The organism is Streptomyces sp. NPDC029836, assembly GCF_055574495.1.
This window is the reverse complement of record NZ_JBVHZI010000022.1, coordinates 1-18442: the sequence shown is the minus strand read 5'-3', so window position 1 is coordinate 18442 and position 18442 is coordinate 1. Positions and strand designations below refer to the sequence as shown.

The window sequence follows — 18442 nt, the reverse complement described above, 5'->3', positions numbered from 1 at the left end:
GACCGATGAGCGTGAGCGACCAGGGCGCCACCGTGTGGCTGACCGGGCTGCCCAGCGCGGGGAAGACCACCATCGCCTGCGCGTTGGCCGAGCGGCTGCGCGACGAGGGTCACCGGGTGGAGGTCCTCGACGGTGACGAGATCCGTGAGTTCCTCTCCGCCGGCCTGGGTTTCTCCCGCGAGGACCGGCACACCAACGTGCGGCGGATCGGCTTCGTCGCCGAACTCCTGGCGAGCAACGGCGTGAAGGCGCTGGTACCGGTGATCGCGCCGTTCGCGGACAGCCGCGAGGCCGTCCGCAAGCGGCACGCCGTCGAGGGCACCGCGTACCTGGAGGTCCACGTGGCCACCCCGGTCGAGGTGTGCTCCGTACGTGACGTGAAGGGCCTGTACGCCAAGCAGGCGGCGGGCGAGATCTCCGGTCTGACCGGGGTCGACGACCCGTACGAGGCCCCGGAATCCCCGGACCTCCGTATCGAGTCGCACACGCAGACCGTCCAAGAATCCGTAGCGGCGCTGCTCGCGCTGCTCGACCAGAGGGGCCTCGTGTGACCACCGTCGTTCCCCTGCACCAGCCCGTGCGGGACCTCAGCCACTTGGACTCGATGGAGTCCGAGGCCGTGCACATCTTCCGTGAGGTCGCGGGCGAGTTCGAGAAGCCGGTGATCCTGTTCTCCGGCGGCAAGGACTCCATCGTCATGCTGCACCTGGCGTTGAAGGCGTTCGCGCCGGCGCCGGTGCCGTTCACGCTCCTGCACGTCGACACCGGGCACAACTTCCCCGAGGTCCTGGAGTACCGCGACCGCACCGTCGAACAGCACGGACTGCGCCTGCACGTCGCCTCCGTCCAGGACTACATCGACGCCGGCAAGCTCCGCGAACGCCCCGACGGCACCCGCAACCCGCTGCAGACCCTCCCCCTCACCGAGGCCATCCAACAACTGAGGTTCGACGCCGTGTTCGGCGGCGGACGCCGCGACGAGGAGAAGGCCCGCGCCAAGGAACGCGTCTTCTCCCTGCGCGACGAGTTCTCCCAGTGGGACCCCCGCCGCCAACGCCCCGAACTGTGGCAGCTCTACAACGGCCGCCACGCCCCCGGCGAACACGTCCGCGTCTTCCCCCTCTCCAACTGGACCGAGCTCGACGTGTGGCAGTACATCGCCCGCGAGGACATCGAACTCCCCGACATCTACTTCGCCCACGAACGCGAGGTGTTCTCCCGCAACGGCATGTGGCTCACCGCCGGCGAATGGGGCGGCCCCAAGGAACACGAGACGCCCGAGAAGCGCCTCATCCGCTACCGCACCGTCGGTGACATGTCCTGCACCGGCGCCGTCGACTCCGACGCCGCCACCCTCGACGCCGTGATCGCCGAGGTCGCCGTCTCCCGCCTCACCGAGCGGGGCGCCACCCGCGCCGACGACAAGATGTCCGAAGCCGCGATGGAAGACCGCAAGCGCGAAGGGTACTTCTAGCCATGGACTTCACCACGCTGCTGCGCTTCGCGACCGCCGGTTCCGTCGACGACGGCAAGTCGACCCTGGTGGGCCGGCTCCTGCACGACTCGAAGTCGGTCCTCACCGACCAGATGGAGGCCGTCGAGGCCGTCTCGGCCCGCCGCGGCCAGGAAGCCCCCGACCTCGCGCTCCTCACCGACGGCCTGCGCGCCGAACGCGAGCAGGGCATCACCATCGACGTCGCCTACCGCTACTTCGCCACCAGCCGGCGCCGGTTCATCCTCGCCGACACCCCCGGACACGTGCAGTACACCCGCAACATGGTCACCGGCGCCTCCACCGCCGACCTGGCCGTCGTCCTCGTCGACGCCCGCAACGGCGTCATCGAACAGACCCGCCGGCACGCCGCCGTCGCCGCCCTGCTGCGCGTCCCCCACGTCGTCCTCGCCGTCAACAAGATGGACCTCGTCGACTACCGCGAGAACGTCTTCGCCGCGATCGCGGAGGACTTCACCGCCTACGCCTGCGACCTCGGCGTCCCCGGCTGGGGCCCCGGGGCCGGCCCCCGGGACGAGTGGTGCACCGCGATCCCGATCTCGGCGCTCGCCGGGGACAACGTGGTCGAGCCGTCCGCGAACATGGACTGGTACGGCGGCCCGACCGTCCTGGAACACCTCGAAACGGTCCCGGTCAGCCACGACCTCACCGCCTGCCCGGCCCGCTTCCCCGTCCAGTACGTGATCCGCCCCCAGTCCGCCGAACACCCCGACTACCGCGGCTACGCGGGCCAGATCGCCTCCGGCGTCCTGCGCGTCGGCGAAGCCGTCACCGTCCTGCCGTCGGGCCGGACCTCCGTCATCGAGGGCATCGACGCCCTCGGCGAGAGCGTCGACATCGCCCGGTCCCCGCAGTCGGTGACGCTCCGCCTCAAGGACGACATCGACATCTCCCGCGGCGACCTCATCGCCCCCACCACGGCCGCCCCGGCGATCACCCGGCAGATCACCGCGACGGTCTGCCACGTCGCCGACCGGCCGCTCACCGTCGGGCAACCCGTCCTCGTCAAGCACACGACGCGGACGGTCAAGGCGATCGTCAAGGAGATCCCCTCCCGGCTGACCCTCGACGACCTGTCCCAGCACCCGAACCCCGGCCGGCTCGTGGCCAACGACATCGGCCGCGTCGTCGTCCGCACGGCCGAGCCCCTCGCGCTCGACGCGTACGCCGACTCGCGCCGCACCGGGTCCTTCCTGCTGATCGACCCCGCCGACGGAACGACCCTGACCGCGGGCATGGCGGGCGACGCCTTCACCGCGCACGCCGAGAACGAACGGACCCCCTGACCATGCCCCCACCACACCAACCGCCCCGCCCGCCCCGTCGACGCCGTCCGCGCCGTGCCGCCGCGCTCTGCCTGCTCCTCCTCGCCTGCGCCGCCACCTCCTGCGGCTACGGTTCCAAGGCCGACGGGCCGACGGGCGGCCCGGTGCCGGTCGCCGCCGTCGGGGAGAAGCTCTCGGCGGACTCCGTACGGATCGGCCACTTCCCCAACCTGACCCACGCCACCGCGCTGGTCGGCGTACGCGAAGGCCTGATCCAGCGGGAACTGGGCGGGACGGCCCTGAAGACCGTCACCTTCAACGCGGGTCCGGCCGAGATCGAGGCCCTCAACGCCGGCGCCGTCGACATCGGGTTCATCGGGGCCTCGCCCGCCGTCAACGGCTACGTGAAGTCCAAGGGATCCAACCTGCGGATCATCTCCGGCGCGGCGTCCGGCGGCGTCAAACTCGTCGTGAACCCGGAGAGGATCAAAACCCTCGACGACCTCAAGGGCCGCCGCATCGCCACCCCCCAACGCGGCAACACCCAGGACGTCGCCCTGCTGAACTGGATCTCCGCGCGCGGCTGGAAGGTCGACGCGGCCAGTGGCCGGGGGGACGTCTCCGTCGTCCGTACGGACAACACGGTCACCCCGGACGCCTACCGGTCCGGCGCCGTCGACGGCGCCTGGGTACCGGAGCCGACCGCCTCCAAGCTGGTCGCCGAAGGCGGCAGGGTCCTCCTCGACGAGCGGGACCTGTGGCCCGGCGGCCGGTTCGTGATCACGAACGTGATCGTGTCGCAGACGTTCCTCAAGGAACATCCGGACGTGGTCGAAGCCGTCCTGCGCGGCACCGTGAAGACCAACGCGTGGATCAACGCCGACCCGGACCGCGCCAAGGCCTCCGCCAACGCCGCGCTGAAGTCCCTGACCGGCAAGGCACTGGAGGCCGACGTCATCGACCGGGCCTGGCCGGGGATCCTCGTCACCGACGACCCCCTCGCCGCGTCCCTGCGGGCCCAGGCCGACCACGCGGTCACCGCGGGCCTGTTGGAGCGGCCCGACCTGACCGGCATCCACGACCTCGGGCCGCTGAACAAGGTCCTCGGTTCCCTGCACCAGCCCCCCGTCACCCTCACGGGTCCGGGCACCGACGACCAAAGGAGGTGACCGGCGATGGCGACCGCTCTCATCAACGCGGAGAACACCACGGCGGTCCGCAGCGCCGTCCGCGTCGAGCACGTCTCGAAGTCCTTCTCCGGCCCCGCCGGCTCACAGCTCGTCCTCGACGACATCACCCTCGACGTCGCCCCCGGCGAGTTCGTCACCCTCCTCGGCGCCTCGGGCTGCGGCAAGTCGACCCTCCTCAACCTGGTCGCGGGCCTGGACGAGCCGTCCGCCGGATCGATCGCCACCCCCGAAGGCCGGCCCGCCCTGATGTTCCAGGAGCACGCCCTCTTCCCGTGGCTCACCGCGGGCAAGAACATCGAACTCGCCCTGCGCCTGCGCGGCGTCCCCAAGGCCGACCGCAGGCCGGAGGCCGAACGCCTGCTGGAACTGGTCCGTCTCACGGGCTCGTACGGCAAGCGCGTCCACGAACTCTCCGGCGGCATGCGCCAACGCGTCGCCCTCGCCCGCGCCCTCGCGCAGAGCAGCCGGCTGCTGCTGATGGACGAGCCGTTCGCCGCCCTCGACGCCATCACCCGCGACGTCCTGCACGGCGAACTCACCCGCATCTGGGAAGAGACCAACCTGTCCGTCCTGTTCGTCACGCACAACGTCCGCGAAGCCGTCCGGCTCGCCCAACGGGTCGTCCTGCTGTCCTCCCGCCCCGGACGCGTCGCCCGCGAATGGACCGTCGACATCGACCAGCCGCGCCGCATCGAGGACCACGCCGTCGCCGAGCTGTCCCTGGAGATCACCGAACAGCTGCGTGGGGAGATCCGCCGCCATGGCCAGCACTGACCTGCGGCCCCGACCCGGCGCGCACGAACTGGCCGGACTCGACGCCCTCGACACCCACCAGACCGCCCGCGTCCCCCTGCGCCGCGTCCTGCTCGGCAAGGCCCTGCCGCCCCTCGTCGCCGTCCTGCTGGTGCTGACGGTGTGGCAGGCGCTCACCCTGGCGCGGGTCACCGACGACTACATGCTGCCGCCGCCCGCCGCAGTGTGGGACAGCCTGGTCGACCTGTGGCTGCGCGGCACCCTCCTCGACGTCGTATGGACCAGCGTCTGGCGCGGCCTGTCCGGCTTCCTGCTGGCCCTGGCCATCGGCACCCCGCTCGGCCTGCTCGTTTCCCGGGTCCGCACCGTGCGCGCCGCGGTCGGCCCCGTCCTGTCCGGCCTCCAGTCCCTGCCGTCGGTGGCCTGGGTGCCGCCGGCGGTGCTGTGGCTCGGCCTGGACAACTCGATGATGTACGCCGTCATCCTGCTCGGCGCCACCCCCTCCATCGCCAACGGCCTCGTCTCCGGCATCGACCAGGTCCCGCCGCTGTACCTGCGGGCGGGCCGTTCCCTCGGCGCCACCGGCCTGCGCGGCGCCCGGCACATCGTGATGCCCGCCGCGTTCCCCGGCTACCTGGCCGGCCTCAAGCAGGGCTGGGCCTTCTCGTGGCGCTCCCTGATGGCCGCCGAGATCATCGCCAGCTCCCCCGACCTGGGCCTGGGCCTCGGCCAGTTGCTGGAGTCGGGGCGCGAGACCTCCGACATGGCGCGGATCTTCCTCGCCATCGGGCTGATCCTGCTGGTCGGCATCGCCGTCGACCTGCTGGTGTTCAGCCCGGTCGAGCGCCGCATGCTCCGCCGGCGCGGTCTGCTGACCCCGCCGCCCACCGCTTCCGGTCGGGGCAGCCGGGCCGCCGGAGCGTCCCGCCGCGGCCACCGCCGTTGACCCGCCGCCGGGGCGGCAGGCGCGCTTCAGCCCGTCAGGGCCGGGGCGCGCACCGTCGCGTCGTAGCGGCGCAGGACGAGCCGGGCCAGTTCCGGGGCCGCGCCGAGCACGGCGCCCACGACGTCCGCGCCGCCCTCGGCGGCGCCGAGCGCGATCCGGTCCGGCAGCCGGCCCGGGGCCAGTACGTACGGGGCCACCGCGATCCGGCGGGCGCCGGCGGCGCGCAGCGCCCGTACGGCGTCCCGGGTGCGGGGGAGGGCGCCACCGGAGGCGAAGGCGGGGCGTACGTCGTACCAGCCGGTGCGCCGCCATTGCGCGGCGAGCGCGGCGAGCGCCGCGACGGCCCGCGGGTCGGTGGTGCCGGCGCAGGCGAGGACCACGGAGGTCGCGGCGCGGTCGCCGGGCTCCAGGCCCGCCTCGGCCAGTCGGCGTTCGAGCGCGGCGGTCAGCAGGGCGTGCGGCCCGAGCACGTCGGCCTGTCGTACGCAGAGGGCCGGCGGTGCCTCGCGCAAGGCGCGGGGCAGGTCGGTCCGGGCGTGGAAGGCGCGGGTCAGGAGCAGGGGCTGGGCCACCACCCGCCGGGCGCCGTGCTGGGCCAGCAGGGCCAACTCCGCTGCCACCGAAGGTGGTTCGAAGTCGAGGAAGGCGGTGCTCACGCGCAGTCCGGGCCGCATCGACCGGATGCGGCGGGTGAGCGCGCGTACGGTCGTCGCGTGCCGCGGGTCCCGGCTGCCGTGGGCGATCAGGAGCAGGACGCGGGAGGGGGCCGCGTCGGCGTCGGCGTCTTCGTCGGAGCCGCCCATCGTCTCCGGTTCCCCTAGCTCGCGGCGAGGGCGGGAACGGGCCAGTAGGGCTCGTTCTGGAGCAGCATCGGGTCGTGGGTGAGGATCGCCCGCTCGTACTGGCTCAGGACGGGGGAGGGTTCGATGCCCTGGGACTCGATCATGTTGTGCCGGCACTGCCGGTACACCGTCAGGGCGTCGAGCTGCCGGCCGGAGCGGTACAGGGCCCGCATGAGGAGCATGCAGAACTGCTCGTGGTTGGGGTTGCGCGAGTAGAGCTCGGTGAGCTCCGGGAGGATCCGCTCGTGACCGCCGGTGCGGAGTTCCAGGTCGTAGAGCAGAATCAATGCGGAATTTCTCGCTTCCAGATATCTCGTGGAAGCCGTCCGACAGATGGGTCCGCCCGCGAGTCCGCCGAATACCGGACCGCGCCAGCGCGATAGTCCTTCGCGCAGGTCCGCTATGTTCTGGCGGTGCTCGGGAAGGCCGCCCTTTCCCGTCCGCGCGTGGATCGCGTCCACGGTGTCCAGGAATAAGTAGGCGTCGAGTTCCCACCGGTCGAAGAGGAACATGTAGCCGGAGGTGCTGGTCACCACCCGGGATCCCTCACGGTCCGGCTCGACGGCGGCCAGGGTCCTGCGGACCCTGCTGACCTGTGCCTGGAGGGCGTTCTCGACCTTCGCGGGGGGAGTGGTCCCCCACAGTTCGAGGATGAGGGCGTCGACCGTGAGGAGCGATCCGCCGGCGGCGAGCAGGGACGCCAGGAGCGTCTGCTGCATGGCGCCGCCGAGGCGTACCGAGCCGCGGTGCTTCATTATCTCTATGGAGCCCAGAACTGAGAACAGCAACACAAACATCTCCCCGCGAGATGGAAAGAGAACGGTGTCGTGTGCAGTGGCGCCGGTCGATCGATTCACACTGCTGGAATGAGACTGAATTTCTAGTGGACCGATCGGTCCCGACCGTACTTGGTCAGGTGCGAGCGTGTCAATGAAACCCCCGGACCCGGCGCGGCGGCGCGGGCCCGGGGGCGGATACGACGATGCCGTGCAACACGTCCGGCGCCGGATGCGGGGGATCCAATGGGTGCGCCTGACATGTTGCACGGCGTTCGGGGGTGGGGGCGCGGCCGCGGCGGCGCCCCCGGGAGGTGCGGTCAGACGGTCGCGGACCTGCGGTGGCGGGCGGCGCCCGCCAGGGTCACGGCGGTCACGAAGAGGGTGATGATCGTGACGGTCCACAGCCCGGCCCGGTAGGGGGCGACCCCGCCGGCGGAGAGCGAGAAAACGGTGGCGGTGATCGCGATGACCACGCCGTTGCCGATCTGCGCACCGGCGTTGAACAGGCCCGAGACCAGGCCCTGCTCGTCCGGCGCCGCGGTGCCGACGGCGGCGATGTTCAGCGCCGGGTAGACCGCGGCGAAGCCGAGGCCGCCGAGGAGCTGCTGCGCGAAGAGGGTGACCAGCGGGTCGACCTGACCGAGCAGCAGGACCCAGCCGAGGTAGCCGATGCTCAGCAGGACCAGACCGCCGGTCGCGACGGGCCAGGCGCCGTACTTGGTGACCAGCGCGGCGCCGTAGCGGGCGGTGCCGGCGGTCAGGACGCCACCGAGGAGGAAGGCGAGGCCGGCCTGGAGCGGCGACCAGCCCAACTGCTCCTGGTAGTAGAGGGTCAGGACGAACTGGAAGGAGACGTAGGCGCCGAAGAAGAGCATGGCGACCAGCGCGCGGGTCAGCTCGGCCTTGCGGAAGACGGACAACGGCACCAGCGGCGCCGGGTGTCGGCTCTCGACCACGGCGAACAGCGGGAAGAGGACGGCGGCGGCGATGAGCGAGCCGATCGTCTGCGCGTCGCCCCAGCCGTGGCTGGCGGCCCGGCTGAGTCCGTAGACCAGGGCCACCGCGCCGGCCGTCACGGTGACGGCGCCGAGGATGTCGAGGCTGCCGCGCTTGCCCGAGTCCTGCTGGGACGGGACCACGGAGGCCGCGAGGAGGGCGACCAGGACGCCCGCGACGGCGGGGGCGAAGAGCACGAGCCGCCAGGAGACGCCGGCCATCAGGCCGCCGAGGATCAGACCGAGGGAGTAACCGGCCGAGGCGACCGCGAGGAAGGTGCCGAGCGCCTTGTTGCGCGACTGCTCGTCACGGAAGGCGTCGAGCAGGATCGCCATGGCCGCGGGCGCCGTGATGCCGGCGCTGACGCCCTTGAGCAGACGGGCGACTACCAGGACCACGCCGTCGTCGGCGATGCCGCCCAGGATGCTGGCGACCACGAAGACCACGAGCCAGCCGATCAGCAGCTTCTTGCGGTTGTAGAGATCGGCCAGTCGCCCGCCCAGCAGCAGGAACCCGCCGAAGCCGAGCGCGTAGGCGGACACCACCCACTGGAGCGAGGAGGTGGACATCCCCAGGTCCTCCTGGACCAGGGGGAGGGCCGGGCCCATGGACGCGATGTCCATCGCGTCGAGGAACTGAACGGCGCACACCACCAGGAGCAGGAGCGGGAGGCTCTTGACCGCGGGGGTGGGCGGTAACGCCCGTGCGACAGGAGGGGAGGTGGGGGAAGCCTCGGTCATGATCAGACTCCGATCGGAGTGTCGTCGGAAGCGGTGGCGCAACAGGAAGAATGACGGACCGATCAGTCCCGGACTGATCGGTCCATTTCTAGCGCCCCGAAACCCCTGTGTCAAACGTATGCTGGGATCCGCGGGGGAGAGGGGAAGGAGTTCAGACATGGCGCGCACACCGGCACCAGGCACGCGGCGGCGGATTCTGGAGGCCTCGGCCAAACTCTTCGGTGAACAGGGGGTCCGGGCCGTCGGCATGCAGCAGGTGATCGACGCGACCGGAGTCGGCAAGAGCCTCCTCTACCGCGAGTTCGCCAGCAAGGACGAACTCATCGCGGCCTGGCTGCGCGAGAGCGACGCCCAGTGGTGGGAACGGGCCGAGGAGGTCACCGGGCCCTACAGCGGCGACCCGGCCCGCCAGATCCTGGCGCTGATGGAGTTCTTCCACGCCAGCGTCCAGGAACCCGACTTCCACGGCTGCATCTACTACAACACCTCCAGCGAGTTCCGCGACCCGCTGCACCCGGGCCGCCAAGAGGCGAAACTGCACCTCAAGGGCCTGCGCAACTGGCTCCGCGACCGGGGCGCCCAAGCCGGCGCGGACGACCCGGAGGCCCTGGCCGACACGCTCATGCTCATCGTCGGCGGCCTCCTGGCCAACGGCGAGGTCCTCGGCGGTGACGGCCCGGCCCGGATGGCCGTCGCCACCACCGAACTCGTGCTGCGCCAGTACTGCCCGGCCTTCGTGACGGCCGCCGCACGCTGACGCACCGTCCGGCACGCGACCGGCCCCGCGGCACGGGAATGCCGCGGGGCCGGGGTGCGTACGCGTCCGGTCCCCGTCAGGGACCCGCGACACCGGTGCGCCGGGGCCGGGCCGCCCGCACCGCCACCCCGTGCTCCTCGTACCCGTCGTCGTAGACGAACGCCGAGGGCATCCGGTCGTGGAACTGGTAGTCGGCCTGAATTCGCCCGTCCTCGGCGAGCACGACGATGTCCTGACCGGACATCTCCATCTCGCCCGTCGCCGCCGACACCATCACCCAGTTGAAGCGGACCACGTCGTGGTGGCCGTTGGCGTTGTTCGACGACCGGAACTCGTAGCCCATCGGCCCGTACACCTGGTGCGTGTACGCCAGTTGGTCGAGGATCGCCGCGTGACCGCGGAGGGGGTCCTTGCGGTAGAACACGTAGACGGCGTCCGGCGCGTACAGCGCCTCCACCCTCTCGCGCCGGCGCGCCGGATCGGTCTCGTTCCACAACGCGATGTAGCGCGCGAGGAGTTCGTTGGGTCGGGGGAGCATGGGGACCTCCTGGGTCGCCGTGATCGACGGGTCGAGGGATCGGAGCGGATCGGAGCAGATCGGCAGCGGATGGGGGACGGATCGGGGACGGATCGGGGTGGGACCGGCGTGGATCCCCGGGGGCGGTCGGCCGATCACCGTGATCGGCCCGTACGCCGCCCGCTCAGTGCCCCGCGGCGTACCGCGGCAGCAACTGGGCCAGGTCGGCCGTGATGGCGGGGGCGTGGGAGCGCAGGTAGAAGTGGTCCCCGGGGAAGGTCCGGCACCCCAGGTACGCCGGGGTCCGCCCCGCCCACGACCGCATGGCCCCGGGCGCGAGGAGGGGATCCTCCCGGCCGCGGTACGCGACGACGGGACAGCCCACGGCTGCCCCGTCGTCCTGACGGTCCGCGCACACCGCGGCGTCCGCGCCCATCGCACGGACCACCGCCGCCAGTTGCTCCGGATCGTCCTCGACCGCTGCCGGCAGCCCGCCCAACATCCGCAGCGCCACCAGGGGATCCGCCGACAGCTCGGCCGGCGCCGAGAAACCGGCGGGCGCCCAGCCCGACACCGCGAGCAGCGCCGGCGGCGGCAGGCCGCGCCGCTCCAGCTCCACCGTCAGCCGGTACCCCAGCAGCGCCCCCATCGAGTGGCCGAACACCGCGTACGGACGCCCGTCCAGCTCGTCCGACACCACCCGGGCCAGGGCCTGCGCCAGCGGACCGAGCCGGGTGTACGGAGCCTCCCGGCGCCGCTCCTGCCGCCCGGGCAACTGCACCGCCTGGCAGGCCACCGACGGCAACAGCCCCGCCCAGTCCCGGTACATCGAGGCGCCGCCCCCGCTGTGGTGCAGCAGGAACAACCGCACCCCGCCGTCCGGTTCGGCGTCGGCCGGATGCAGCCACCGCGCCGCACCCTGTACGTCGGGCAGCGTCGCCGGCGGTACGAGCGGCCGTACGGAGATCCCGTCCACGCCCGCTACACCGCCGGCGCGGCGGTTTCGGCCGCCGGGTCGGTGAACCGCTCCCGCAGCACCCGCCGCAGCACCTTGCCCGTCGGATTGCGCGGCAGCGCGCCGACCAGGTCGTACCCCGTCGGGATCTTGAACCCGGCGATCCTGCCGTTCAGGAACCGCAGGAAGTCCCGCGGCGTGGCCTCGGCGCCCGGCCGCAGCACCACCGCCGCCCGTACCGCCTCGCCCCACTGCGGGTGCGGCACCCCGTACACCGAGACCTCCTCGACGGCCGGATGCTCGCGCAGCGCGTTCTCCACCTCGGTCGGGTAGATGTTCTGCCCGGCGACGATGATCGTGTCGTTGACCCGGTCCACCAGGAACAGGTAGCCGTCGGCGTCGAGATGCCCCATGTCGCCCATGGACAGCCACTCGCCCGACAGGGACCCGGCCGTCACCTCCGGCAACCGCCAGTACCCGAGGAAACGCGCCGGACTCTTGATGACGACCCGGCCGACCCCGCCCGGCGGCAGCTCGTTGCCGTCCCCGTCCAGGATCCGCACCTCGTTGCCGGGACACGCCCGCCCCGCCGAGGCCAACACCCGACTGTCCGGGGTGTGGTCCTCCGGCGCCAGACAGGTCACGAAACTCCCCGCCTCCGCCGACGAATAGCCCTGCGCCAGCTCGCAGCCCAGTACGTCGATGCAGGTCAGCAGGAGTTCCCGGTCGATGGGCGAACCGCTGTAGACCACCTTGCGCAGCGACCGGAACGTCTCGCGGGTCGTGCCCCGCTCGGTCAGCATCAGCCGCAGCATCGCGGGCGCCGCCCACAGGGTGGTGATCCGGTGCCGTTCGATCAGCCGCGTCGCCTCGTCCGCGATGAACTGACGCATGATCACCGTGGTGGCGCCGGCGTTGAACGAGTGCATGAACCAGCCGAACCCCGAGGTGTGCAGGCCGGGGAAGCAACTGAGCCCCCGGTCCTGCGGCCGCCAGTCGATCCAGTCGACGCCCTGTGCCCGGGTGTCCGCGATGAACGTGAAGAACGTCCGCTGCGCCAACACCACACCCTTCGGCAGGCCCGTCGTCCCGCTCGTGTACAGCTGCGCGACCGCGTCGTCGAAGCCCGCCGTGCCCGCGACGGGCGGATCGCTGTCCGGCCGGCCTGCCTTCCACGCCAGGAACCCGCCCGCCACGTGGTCGTCGGAGTCCATCTCGACGACCTGGCGCAGCTCCGGCAGCACCGACCGCAGCCCGTCCACGACCGACCGGAACTCCCGCTCCACGAAGAGCAACCCGGCCTGCGAATCGCGCAGGACGTGCTCGACCTCGCGGGCCGTCAGCCGCGAGTTGACCGGCACCAGGACCGCCCCGCTCTTCGCGCAGCCCAGCGCCAGGTCGTAGTAGTGCTCCGACTCCCGGCCCAGGTAGCCCACCCGCATGCCGGTGGTCGGGCCCGCGGCCCGCAGCGCGTGCGCGGTCCGGTTGCTCTCCCGGTGCAGCTCGGCGTAGGTGAGCGTGCGGTCCTCGCAGACCACCGCCGGATGGTCGGGCCGGGACCGGGCGTGCCGGGCCGCGCGCGCGGCGAGGGTCCGGTCCTCCGTACGGGTGTCGTCGTCCATGGGGTGCCCCCGTCGTGTCGTTCGTGTGGTGGGTGGGGTGAGGTCGTGGTCTTTCACGCCGTGGCTGTCCACGTCGGGACCGCTCACGGCGTGGTTGTTCACGGCGTGGTCGTACACGCCGTGGTCGTTCACGAGCTCGGACGCGCGGTCGGGGCGGGCTCCGGGGCGAGGACGTGCGCCAGGTGTCCGGCGAGCTCCTCCACCGACGGATGGTCGAAGACCACCGACGAGACCAGCGGGACGCGCAACCGCGCCTCCAGCCGGCTCTTCAGCACGATCGCCGTCAGCGAGTCCACACCCAGCTCCAGGAAGCCCGCCCGGGTGTCCACGTACTCCGCGTCCTCGATCGCGAGCAGTGCGGCCACCGTGGCCCGGACCAGCGCGACCAGCGCGCCGTGCCGCTCCCGCGGCGGGGCGGCCGCGAGCGCGGCCGGGTCCAGTGGTGCGGCGTCCGCCGCGCGTTGCGCCTCCCGCTCGGCGTCCGCCGTCGGGGCCGGGCGGTCCGGGAGCCGGGTGAAGCCCATCCCGGACAGTTCCATCACCGGCCGGCCGGCGCCGGGCCCGTCGTCCAGCAGCAGCACGTCCAGGGTGAACGCCGGGTCTGCGGCCGTACCGGCGGCCGTTCCGGTGGCGGCCCCGTCGGAAGCCGTCGCGCGCGCGACCCGCGCCGCCGACCGCAGCAGCTCCCCGCGCGGCTTCTTGAAGGCCCGCAGCCGGGCCACGCTCGTGGCCACGTACCGGTGACCGTCGTCGGTGAGCGCGGCCAGCGCGTGCGTCGCCCCGTCCAGCAGCGGCGGCGGCAGGTGCTCCGCGCGGGAGGCGCCCGTACCGGACAGCTCCGTCACCGCGAAGTCCCGGCCGTACGCCGCCACCCGGCGGGCCCGGCTGAACTGCGGCCCGTACGCGAGGCCGGCCCGCGCGTACGCCGCCCGTACCTCCTCGCCGTCCAGCACCCGCGACGGCTCCTCGCCCGCCATCGCACCGGCCAGCCCCAGCAGTTCCCGTCCCGGACCCGCGAGCCCGCCGGTGGTGTCGGGCTCCGCCGCGATCCGGGCCGTCGCGTGCAACCGCTCCGCGCCGCCGGTTTCGTCGGCGGACCGGCTCGACACCTCCACCGACGGCCGGCCGTCGGGCCCGGGTCGCACCCGGGTCAGCAGCAGCGTCGGCCGGTCGGTCAGGAACAGCGCCTCGTGGAAGCGCACGTCCTCCACCGCCCGCCCGGTGTCGCCGTACACCTCGTCCTGCACCGCGAGGAGCAGCTCCAGATAGCCGGCCGCCGGCATGAACACCCGGCCGCCGATCGTGTGGTCCGCCAGGTACGCCGGCTGCCCGGCACTGATCCGCGCCGTGAACTCCCGCTGCCCGTCGGCCCGTTCGGACTCGCGCCCCAGCAGCGGATGCCCGTCGGCCGGCCCGCGCCCCGCCGGCCGGGCCGGCAGCCGGTAGCCCCGCCGGTCGAAGACGTACCCCGGCAGCGGGATCCGCCGTCCGGGACCCCCCGCGTACACCTCGCCCCACGCGGGGTTCAGCCCCGCCGCGTACGCACCCGCCAGCGCGGCGTCGAGCGTGGCCCCGGTGGTGTCCTCGGCCCGCAGGCAGCTCAGCCAGCGGTGCTGCTCCCGCGGTACGCAACGACGGGCCAGCGAGGTCAACGCCGACGACGGCCCGACCTCCACGAACACGTGCCGGCCCCGCTCGGCGACCGTACGCACCCCGGCCTCGAACTCGACCGTCTCGTTGACGTGCCGCACCCAGTACGCGGGGTCGGCCAACTGCGCGGCCGACGCGATCCGCCCCGTCAGGTTCGACACCAGCGGCAGCCGCGGCTCGTGGAAGGAGATCCGACCCAGCACCTCGGCCAACGGCCGCGACACCCCCGCCATCAGCGGCGAATGGAACGCCGCCGACACGCGCAGCGGCGTCACCGTCCACTCCCGCGCGCGCAGCGCCTCGACCGCCTCGGCCAGCGACCGCTCGCCGCCCGAGATCACGCACTGCCCGGGCGCGTTGACCGCCGCGACCGCGAGGTCCGGCCAGACCTTCAGCAGCGGCCCCACCTCGTCCGCCGGCGCCGACACGGCCGCCATGCCGCCCGGCGCCGCCTGCGACACCGACTCGATCAGCGCCGACCGCGCGGCGAGGAAGGTGATCCCGTCGACCAGGGTGAACACCCCGGCCACCGTCGCCGCCACGATCTCCCCGACGCTGTGCCCGATCAGCACGGCGGGCCGCACGCCCCACGACAGCCACAGCCGGGCCAACGCGTACTCCAGGGTGAACAACGCCGCGTGCGTGAAGGACGTACGGGCCAAGGTCTCCTCCGCGTCCGGCACCCCGCCGAACATGACGGCGGCCACGGAACGCCCCAGCAGCGGCGCGAAGAGCGCGTCGCACTCGTCCACGTACCGGGTGAACACCGGGAAGCGGCCGTACAGGGCCCGCCCCATGCCCACGTACTGCGAACCGGAGCCGGTGAACAGGAACGCCACCTTGCGGAACGCGTCCGGCTTCTCCTCCCCGCGCGGCGGGGCGCTCCACCGCTCCAGGTGCGCGCCCAGCTCACCCGGGTCCGCGACGGCCGCCGCCACCCGGTACCGGAAGTGCGAACGGGCCGTGGCCCGGGTCCGGCACAGGTCCGCCAGGGAAGTGCCGGGGTGCTCGGCGAGGAAGCGCGCGTACCGCTCGGCCTGCAACCGCAACGCCGGCCGGGACTTCGCCGACAGGGTGAACACCTGGCCGGGCGCGATGTGCCCGGCGCCGTCGACGGCCGGTTCCCGCGGGACGGCTCCGGCTCCGGATCCGGCCTGCGGGGCCTCCTCCAGGACCGCCACCGCGATGGCCCCGGCGACCCCGAAGCCGTTGACGGTGGCCCGGCGCACCGGCGCCTCCCACGGCCGCTGCTCCGTCGCCACCGTGATCGGGTAGGTCTCCCAGGGGATCCGCCCGGACAGGTTCCGCCACACGTGCGGGAAGAACACCCCCGCCCGCATCTGCGTGATCACCTTCAGCACCGCACCCAGCCCGGCCGCGGGCTCCATGTGCCCGATGTTGGCCTTCAGCGAGCCGATCGTCAGCGGGTGCTCCGCGTCGTGCGAGGCGCCGAACACCCCGTTCACCGACCCCAGCTCGATCGGGTCGCCCAGCGGGGTGCCCGTCCCGTGGGCCTCCACGTACTGGATGTCGCCCGGCTCCAGCCGCGCGTTGGCCAGCGCCGCCCGCATCACGGCCTCCTGCGCCGTCCCGTTGGGCGCGCTGAGCCCCGCGCTCTCGCCGTCCTGCCCGATCGCCGTACCCCGCACCAGCGCCAGCACCGTGTCACCGTCCGCCAGCGCGTCCGACAGCCGCTTGAGCACCAGCGCCCCGCAGCCCTCGGCGCGCGCGTACCCGTCGGCGCTCTCGTCGAAGGTCTTGCAGTGCCCGTCGGGAGCCAACATCTGGCCGTGCGAGAGGATCACGAACGAGCGCGGGTTGTGCAGCGCGTTCACCGCCGCGCACAGCGCGATCCCGCACTCGCGCCGCCGCAGCCCCTCTACCGCCAGGTGCAGCGCGGTCAACGAGGCCGCGCAGGCGGTGTCCGTCGTCAGGCTCGGACCGCGCCAGCCCAGGAAGTACGAGAGCCGCCCCGACATCGAATAGCCGCCGAGCCCGGTCGTCAGGCTCCCGTCGAGCTGCTCGTCGGACAACCCCTCCAGCTCCAGCGCGAAGTCGAGCGGCGAAGCACCCACGTAGACGCCGCCGTCGCCGTGCCGCAGACCGGCCGGATCGATGTTGGCGTCCTCCAGGGCCTGCCACACCGTCTCCAGCAGCAGCCGCTGCTGCGGATCGATGAAAGGGGCCTGCTTGGGCGGAATGTTGAAGAACTGGGCGTCGAACGCGTCGATGCGGTCGAGGAAACCACCGGCGACGGCCGTGATGTCACCGTCGGCCACCTCGGGAACCCACCGGTCGCGCGGCAGCGGGCCGATACCGGAACGACCGTCCCGCAGGAAGGAATCCAGCGCGGCAAGGGAATCGTTCCCGCCGGGAAAACGCATTCCGATGCCGACGACCGCGATCGGCTCGTGCTTTTCCAGCAGGAACTGCCCGAGTTCGGCGTTCTGTCGGCGGATCTCCGCCTCCGCCGCTTCCAGCCTTTGCAGAACGTCCGGATCTGCATTTCCATGAGAAGGGCTCGGGGATCCCGAATTGCGCGGCACTCCCGGCGTGCCCGGCATTCCTGGCGTTCCTGGTGTTCCCGGCATGGCGGCCGCCCCTCTCAGTTCACGTCGAAGATGTCGGCCAGCACTTCGGAGGCCAGATAATCCGTCAACCGCTCGACGGTCGGCTGGTTGAACAGCGCCGTACTGCTGATGCCCCGCCCCAGCTGCTCCTCCAGCCGCTGCTTGACCAACGTCAGCAGCAAGGACGTCATGCCGAGCTCGAAGAAGCTGTCGTCCAGCGGCAGCTCCTCGTCATCGGGCATGAGCAGCGCGGCCTTGAATTCCGCCACGACGATTTCTTCGAGAACCGAGCGGCGTTCCGATCCGGGCGAGGACACCAATTGTTCCGTCATACCGGCCGAGTGAAGCACAGTGGGTGTGACGACCGACTGACGTGCCCCTGACCCGGCCGCCCTGTCAGTTCACCGTCAGTAGTCCTGTGGGAACCTCGGGAAGCAGGAGTGCGTGAGATCCGGCACGGAGGAGCCAGCAATGCAGAACGCAGCACGGGAAGAGCTCAGGACCAACGGATATTCCTTGATGCCGGCCGACCGGCTCGTCATCGACACCGAATTGCGGCAACACGTCAAGGAATTGGCCGCCGAATGGGAGAACCTGGAGACGGACCAGTACCTGAAGGGCGGGTCCCGCTTCCGCGAACGCCGCTACGACCGGTTCTTCTTCGTCCCCCGCACCGGCGAGGTCCGGCTGCGTCCCCACCGCCCCTACTTCCAGTCGATGGGAGCCAACGACTACGCCGGCGGCATCGACCGCGACGTGGCCCCCCTCAGCCGCACCACCCTGGCCAACCCGCTCCTCACCCGGCTCCTGCGGTCCGACTTCGAGACGTTCCCGGTCCCCGAGGACGCCTGGCGCGACGACCCGTGGGACGTCCAGTGCCACCAGTTCCGCATCATCAGCACCCCCGACGAGACGGGCGAGCCGACCCCCGAGGGCCCGCACCGCGACGAGGTCGACTTCGGCGTCATCCACCTGATGGGTCGCTTCAACGCCCGTGGCGGCGAGTCGCAGGTCTACGACCTCGACCGGGAACTCGTCACCGAGTTCTGCCTCACCGAGCAGATGGACACCATGTACTGGGCCGACGCCCAGGTCCTCCACGCGGTCCGCCCGATCCTGCCCGTCGACCCCGCGAAGGCGGCCGTGCGCGACGTCCTGATCATGGGCTACCGGCACGCGCCGGAGCTGCTGCGCGAAGAACAGAACGGCTGACGTGCCGACGCGATCCGAGGTCCGCCGCGTCGACCACGTCATCATCCGTTTCGCGGGTGATTCGGGTGACGGTATGCAGCTGACGGGTGACCGTTTCACTTCGGAGACGGCGTCCTTCGGCAACGACCTTTCGAC

16 protein-coding genes are annotated in these 18442 nt (G+C 72.1%); 8 read left to right on the top strand and 8 right to left on the bottom strand.

All coding sequences use genetic code 11. The features are described 5' to 3' along the window. The first annotated feature begins 5 nt into the window (after positions 1 to 5). The 6 genes from cysC to ACZ4XJ_RS34715 are packed head-to-tail and all read left to right on the top strand — an operon-like array spanning position 6 to position 5667. The gene (cysC, locus tag ACZ4XJ_RS34740) at positions 6 to 551 is read left to right on the top strand and encodes an adenylyl-sulfate kinase (protein ID WP_468498556.1); all 546 of its coding nucleotides are present in this window, start codon (positions 6 to 8) and stop codon (positions 549 to 551) included. Between the two features lie 53 nt (positions 552 to 604). Then, positions 605 to 1474: a sulfate adenylyltransferase subunit CysD gene (cysD, locus tag ACZ4XJ_RS34735; protein ID WP_468498594.1), complete on the top strand. Its 870-nt coding sequence runs from the start codon at positions 605 to 607 to the stop codon at positions 1472 to 1474. A 2-nt stretch (positions 1475 to 1476) separates the two neighbouring features. Next, positions 1477 to 2799, top strand: a complete 1323-nt coding sequence (locus ACZ4XJ_RS34730; RefSeq protein WP_468498555.1) for a sulfate adenylyltransferase subunit 1 — start codon at positions 1477 to 1479, stop codon at positions 2797 to 2799. Positions 2800 to 2801: 2 nt separating this feature from the next. Next, positions 2802 to 3947: an aliphatic sulfonate ABC transporter substrate-binding protein gene (locus ACZ4XJ_RS34725; RefSeq protein ID WP_468498554.1), complete on the top strand. Its 1146-nt coding sequence runs from the start codon at positions 2802 to 2804 to the stop codon at positions 3945 to 3947. Positions 3948 to 3953: 6 nt separating this feature from the next. After that, a complete protein-coding gene (locus ACZ4XJ_RS34720; RefSeq protein WP_468498553.1) occupies positions 3954 to 4742 on the top strand; it encodes an ABC transporter ATP-binding protein in 789 nt (262 codons plus the stop codon). Beyond that, on the top strand, positions 4729 to 5667 hold the full coding sequence (locus ACZ4XJ_RS34715; RefSeq protein WP_468498552.1) for an ABC transporter permease: 939 nt from the start codon (positions 4729 to 4731) through the stop codon (positions 5665 to 5667). Before ACZ4XJ_RS34720 ends, ACZ4XJ_RS34715 begins: the two co-directional genes overlap by 14 nt. Before the next feature lie 26 nt (positions 5668 to 5693). On the opposite strand, the gene ACZ4XJ_RS34710 is transcribed toward ACZ4XJ_RS34715, so the two are convergent. From ACZ4XJ_RS34710 to ACZ4XJ_RS34700, 3 genes are all read right to left on the bottom strand, one after another. Further along, positions 5694 to 6470: a sirohydrochlorin chelatase gene (locus tag ACZ4XJ_RS34710; RefSeq protein WP_468498551.1), complete on the bottom strand. Its 777-nt coding sequence runs from the start codon at positions 6468 to 6470 to the stop codon at positions 5694 to 5696. A gap of 14 nt (positions 6471 to 6484) precedes the next feature. Beyond that, positions 6485 to 7264: an AfsR/SARP family transcriptional regulator gene (locus ACZ4XJ_RS34705; protein WP_362884362.1), complete on the bottom strand. Its 780-nt coding sequence runs from the start codon at positions 7262 to 7264 to the stop codon at positions 6485 to 6487. Between the two features lie 341 nt (positions 7265 to 7605). Then, on the bottom strand, positions 7606 to 9024 hold the full coding sequence (locus ACZ4XJ_RS34700) for an MFS transporter (RefSeq protein ID WP_468498550.1): 1419 nt from the start codon (positions 9022 to 9024) through the stop codon (positions 7606 to 7608). Between the two features lie 157 nt (positions 9025 to 9181). Here ACZ4XJ_RS34700 and ACZ4XJ_RS34695 point away from each other — a divergent pair, with 157 nt between their 5' ends. Continuing rightward, on the top strand, positions 9182 to 9781 hold the full coding sequence (locus ACZ4XJ_RS34695) for a TetR/AcrR family transcriptional regulator (RefSeq protein ID WP_362884358.1): 600 nt from the start codon (positions 9182 to 9184) through the stop codon (positions 9779 to 9781). Positions 9782 to 9857: 76 nt separating this feature from the next. Here ACZ4XJ_RS34695 and ACZ4XJ_RS34690 read toward each other — a convergent pair whose 3' ends face one another. From ACZ4XJ_RS34690 to ACZ4XJ_RS34670, 5 genes are all read right to left on the bottom strand, one after another. Beyond that, positions 9858 to 10319 carry a nuclear transport factor 2 family protein gene (locus ACZ4XJ_RS34690; RefSeq protein WP_468498549.1) on the bottom strand — a complete coding sequence of 154 codons (462 nt, stop codon included), beginning with the start codon at positions 10317 to 10319 and terminating at the stop codon, positions 9858 to 9860. A gap of 163 nt (positions 10320 to 10482) precedes the next feature. Beyond that, complete coding sequence (locus ACZ4XJ_RS34685) at positions 10483 to 11274, bottom strand: thioesterase II family protein (RefSeq protein ID WP_468498548.1); 792 nt, start codon at positions 11272 to 11274, stop codon at positions 10483 to 10485. Between the two features lie 5 nt (positions 11275 to 11279). After that, a complete protein-coding gene (locus tag ACZ4XJ_RS34680) occupies positions 11280 to 12875 on the bottom strand; it encodes a long-chain-fatty-acid--CoA ligase (protein ID WP_468498593.1) in 1596 nt (531 codons plus the stop codon). A gap of 128 nt (positions 12876 to 13003) precedes the next feature. Then, a complete protein-coding gene (locus ACZ4XJ_RS34675) occupies positions 13004 to 17089 on the bottom strand; it encodes a type I polyketide synthase (protein ID WP_362884350.1) in 4086 nt (1361 codons plus the stop codon). A 41-nt stretch (positions 17090 to 17130) separates the two neighbouring features. After that, entirely contained in the window at positions 17131 to 17364 is a 234-nt protein-coding gene (locus ACZ4XJ_RS34670) for an acyl carrier protein (RefSeq protein ID WP_468498547.1), read from the bottom strand. Between the two features lie 202 nt (positions 17365 to 17566). On the opposite strand from ACZ4XJ_RS34670, the gene ACZ4XJ_RS34665 reads away from it, so the two are divergent. Next, positions 17567 to 18307 (top strand): 2OG-Fe dioxygenase family protein, encoded by a 741-nt coding sequence (locus tag ACZ4XJ_RS34665; RefSeq protein WP_468498546.1) that lies wholly within the window; start codon positions 17567 to 17569, stop codon positions 18305 to 18307. Positions 18308 to 18442: the final 135 nt, after the last annotated feature.